Source organism: Protofrankia sp. CiP1_Cm_nod3, assembly GCF_982290655.1.
Map to the genome: position 1 here is coordinate 1,716 of NZ_CEVIVD010000131.1, position 4,247 is coordinate 5,962.

The window sequence follows — 4,247 nt, forward strand, 5'->3', positions numbered from 1 at the left end:
AGCGTCAGCTCCGGGAGACGAGGTGACTACCTCGCGGGGCGATGCCCGGCATACGCGAGGCGCATAGCCCCTGCTACGGGTGGTGTTACCGTCGTGGGTGTTGACCTTGGTCCCGGCGCACGCGAGAGGGAGACTCCCGGCGATGACGACCGTGCCCCGCTTGCGGCACTGCTCGCGATGTGGTCACAGGCTCGCCGCCGACAACTCCGGGGCGATGTGCAGCCCCTGTCAGGGCGCCGTCCTTGACGCCCAGACTCGACCGCCGGCTGTGCCGCCGGAGTTCTGGCACCTCGACCAGATGCGCGACGCCCTGGCCACCTGGCACATGGGCCGGGTGATCTACGCCTACCGCAACCACCCGCATCACCAGCAGACGCTGTCCCAGGAGCTGGTCGGCACCTGGCTCGGCATGACGCAAGCGCAGCTCAGCCGTATCGAGAACGGCCGTGCCCCCGAAGAGCTCAGCAAGCTGATTCGCTACGGCCAGATCCTCGGCATCCCGGCCGAGTTGCTGTGGTTCGACCTGCCCGGCGAACCGCGCACTCGGCCGGCTCCCGATGTCCGGCCGCCGATCTTCCTGCCGGTTGTAGTGGGCGGCCGGGAGATCACCCTGTCCATCGACGCCGAAGCCGCCGAGACGGCCGGGCTGGACCGCCTGATCAGCGGCACGGGCCGCGCTGCGTCACCGGAGCGCCAAGCTGCCCGCATCCTGCCCTTCGCCGGCGTGGACGAGCTGCGGCACATGGCTGCCGCGCTGGAGGATGCCCGCCGCTATCTGGACGGCTCGGTCGTCGGCTTCTTCGCTCGGCAGTTTGAGCGCTGCAAGGCTGATGACGGGGAGACGGGGCCGCTGCGGGTCTTACCGTTGGTGCTCGGCGTTCTCGGGGCTCTACAAAGTTACGCCCGTGAAGTCCACCCAAACGTCCGCCGCGCGCTGCTCCAGATCGGTGCGGACGGCGCGGAGTTCGCCGGCTGGCTCTACCGAGATCTCCATGACGCGGGCTCGGCCGCCTACTGGTACGACCGGGCGATGGAGTGGGCACAAGAAGCCCAGGACGTTCCGATGCAGGCATACGTGCTGGTCAAGAAGTCGCAGATGGCCTACGACGGCCGTGAACTAGCCCGCATGCTAAACCTGGCTGAGGCCGCCGGCCAGGTCTGTGCGACGGCGCCGCCCGCGGTCCAGGCCGAGCAGTTGCAGCAGGAGGCGCTGGCCCTGGCCACGCACGGCGAGCCGTTGGTCGTCATCGAGCGGAAGCTGGAAGCGGCCCGGCGGGCGCTGGATGCGGACGGAGAGTCCCCGGCCTCCCACCTGATGGCCGTAACCCTCCAGCTCCGTGCCGCCGCCGTCTACACCGAAGCCGGCATACCCGACCGGGCCGCCAGGATCTTCGCTGACATCCTGGCCAGGGACACCTTGTCGCGGCGGGATACCGCGCTGTTCAGCGCCCGTCGGGCTGCGGCGCTGGCGCTGAGCGGGCATCCCGACGAAGCTGCTGCCGTCGCCCTCAACGCCTTGCAGATCGCGCGGGCCACCAACTCCGAACGCACTTCGGCCATCCTGGCGGACGTGGCGCAGAGCTTGACGCCGTGGCGCTCGCGGCCGGGGCCGCGGGAGTTCCGTGAAGCGATGCTGGCGTAACAGGCAGCGCACGTCCTGCTACCTGGGCGAGTCTCGTATGTGGCTCCAGGTCAACAGCGCATACGGGCCGTATCCGAAGGTGCGGTGTACTAGCTCGCTTAATCAACGGATAGCCAACTTGGCTATTGCTTGCGTAGCGCATCGGAACGGACGCTCAGTGCATGGTCCGGTTCAGGTGCGGAGGGACTACCCAGCGCGGCACAAGTTGTAGAAATCCCGTCAAGGAGGCCGGTCTGCGCTGTAGGCATCACCCGTCGTGGTCGGCAGTTCAGACCCGCCCGCGTCGTAGCATGGCACGCACACCAGCGGCGCCTCGCCCAAGAACCGCGTTATCAGCGCCACGCCGTTCAACGTCGCCGCCTCCGAGCCGTGAGGAGCTGCTGCGGGTACGCTCGGCCGCCGAATCGTGCATCGGCTTGATCGCCAGCTCCAGTCCTCAGGAAGTCGTCATCGGGCGCGCGACCGAGTACGTGAGTGACGAGATGTGGCAGCGGCTTACTCGTAGCTGGTCAGGATGCCGGTGCAGTGCCCTTGCCAAGCTGGCGCGGACCATCCTGGATGCGCAGGACCGGCTCCGGGAAGGGCTGGTTGAGGTCACCGACCGGACGCTTAAGCTGCTCAATCGGTCCTCCGTCGAGCGGCAGTTCGCGGCAGAGCTGGTGAAGCGGCTGCCACTGCCGGCGGTCGGCGAGAATTTGATCGCTACCGCCCGAGGGCTCCAGGTGACTGGCATCGTGGTGTGCGTGGCAGAAAGTCGCCCGCTGACAGAGTGCGCATGCTTTACCGACGTCGTGTGCGTGGAGGGCCAGGCCAAGGTCAAGTCTTTGATCACAGCCGGGATGGCGGACTGGGCGGGGTTGGGGACGATCGACGCCCGCTGAGTGCCCTCGTCGTTCTGCTGTCGAACCACACACCAGGTCCGCGTACTGCCCATACCTCGGGCGCATAGCCCCACTCCCTCTCCGCGGTCACCGTTGCCGTAGGCGTCCCGGGCCGGGTCGAGCCGACTCCTCGGTTCGGGACGTCGCCACCTCGACGGGATGGAGGAACGGGATGTCTGCAACCGTGTTCGGCTACATCCGGCTGGAAGACGACGACGAAGCCGAAGAAGACCGCCTCCACGATCTCCTCGTAGCCCACGCCGTAGCCGAGGGTCTGGCCCTGGCCGACGTGTACGTGGACCGGCACATGCCACCGGCCCGGATCATGCGCCCCGGCTTGACCGAGCTGCTGGCGAGACTCCAGCGCACCGAAGGAAGCGGCGTCCTGGTTGCCACGGCGGACCATCTCTCCACCTCCATGCCGGTGCGCGAGGCCATCGGGGTGGAGATCGGCAACGCTGGCGGCAGGGTGCTCGTGGTGGATACATCAGACGCTCGGTCCACCGGTTCGCGTCCGTGAACGCCGCGATGGCGGCGGCCGACCGGGAGACGGCCGCCGTGGTGCCGGTGCATATGGTGCGGCAGTTCGAGGCGGATCACTTGGCGCCAGGTCTCGCGCGGCGGCACATCGCGGTGACCTTGCAGACGTGGAACCTGACGGACCTGGTCGAGCCGGGCACCCTTCTTGCGTCCGAACTGATGACGAACGCCTGCCGAGCCTCGGCTGGCCGGGCGGCGGTCATTGCCACTCGCGTGACGCGCACCGACGCGGACCTGATCATCGAAGTCTGGGATGCCGATGCTTCCGCGCCCGTCCGCCGAGATCCGACCCTCGACGCCGAAGGCGGTCGCGGTCTCCTCCTGGTGTCGGCCATGAGCACCCGCTGGGCCTTCTACCGTCCGGCCACCGGCGGCAAGGTTGTGTGGTGCAGCCTCGCCTTGCCGATGCACCCGGCGGCCGGTTCGCCTGCTCCCGAACTACCTCGCCGGCGAGCGCCCGCCGACCCACCGGCGCCCATCGAGGTCTTCGACGACCTGACCGTGCTGCAACGGGTCGCCGACGGACTACGGGCGCTGGACTGGAACCTTCCGCCCGGGGATCGGCTCTGGTGGTAGCTGCCAGGCTGCGGCTCTGGCCAAGGCCGACCATTCGCCAGAGGATTGCCCCGACGACCGCGACGCCAGAAGGAGTGCCATGCCCGTGCACGAGACCGTGACCTCGCTTCGCACGCTGGACGGGTTGCACCTGGCGGCCACGCTGACCACGCCGGAGGTGGCTGCCGAACGCGCTGCGGTCTTCGTCCACGGCGGCGGCGTCACTCGCGAGGAGGGTGGCTTCTTCACCAGCCTGGCCGCCGGGCTGGCCGAGGCCGGCGTGGCATCGCTGCGCTTCGACCACCGCGGCCACGGCGAGAGTGAAGGTCGGCAGGAGGAGCTGACGCTGTCGTCGATCCTCAACGACATCCGCGTGGCCCTGGCCAAAGTACGGGACGCGACGGGTGCCGATCACGTCAGCCTGCTCGGCGCGAGCTTCGGGGGCGGCATCTGCGGCTACTACGCGGCCAAGCGCCCAGCGGACGTCTCCCGGCTGGTACTGCTCAACCCGCAGTTCAACTACAAGTGGCGCACGATCGACAGCCGACCCTACTGGCACGATGACCAGATCGACGACGAGGCCGCCCGGACGCTGAACGAGCAGGGGGCGATCACCTTCACGCCGACGC

General features: G+C 68.5%; 5 protein-coding genes. All 5 read left to right on the forward strand.

Annotated elements, in window-relative coordinates:
* The first annotated feature begins 325 nt into the window (after positions 1 to 325).
* Entirely contained in the window at positions 326 to 1,642 is a 1,317-nt protein-coding gene (locus tag AC5LUJ_RS19450; protein ID WP_493465454.1) for a helix-turn-helix domain-containing protein, read from the forward strand.
* Positions 1,643 to 2,058: 416 nt separating this feature from the next.
* On the forward strand, positions 2,059 to 2,523 hold the full coding sequence (locus AC5LUJ_RS19455) for a hypothetical protein (protein ID WP_493465444.1): 465 nt from the start codon (positions 2,059 to 2,061) through the stop codon (positions 2,521 to 2,523).
* Between the two features lie 172 nt (positions 2,524 to 2,695).
* Positions 2,696 to 3,043: a recombinase family protein gene (locus AC5LUJ_RS19460; RefSeq protein ID WP_493465445.1), complete on the forward strand. Its 348-nt coding sequence runs from the start codon at positions 2,696 to 2,698 to the stop codon at positions 3,041 to 3,043.
* An 8-nt stretch (positions 3,044 to 3,051) separates the two neighbouring features.
* Positions 3,052 to 3,639, forward strand: coding sequence for an ATP-binding protein (locus AC5LUJ_RS19465; RefSeq protein WP_493465446.1), 588 nt, complete (start codon positions 3,052 to 3,054; stop codon positions 3,637 to 3,639).
* Positions 3,640 to 3,718: 79 nt separating this feature from the next.
* A partial coding sequence (locus tag AC5LUJ_RS19470; RefSeq protein WP_493465447.1) for an alpha/beta hydrolase occupies positions 3,719 to 4,247 on the forward strand: 529 nt, incomplete at its 3' end.

Coding starts and splice junctions, on each gene's coding strand:
- AC5LUJ_RS19450 (WP_493465454.1), top strand. CDS start 326: ATGGGCCGGGTGATCTACGCCTACCGCAACCACCCGCATCACCAGCAG.
- AC5LUJ_RS19460 (WP_493465445.1), top strand. CDS start 2,696: ATGTCTGCAACCGTGTTCGGCTACATCCGGCTGGAAGACGACGACGAA.
- AC5LUJ_RS19465 (WP_493465446.1), top strand. CDS start 3,052: ATGGCGGCGGCCGACCGGGAGACGGCCGCCGTGGTGCCGGTGCATATG.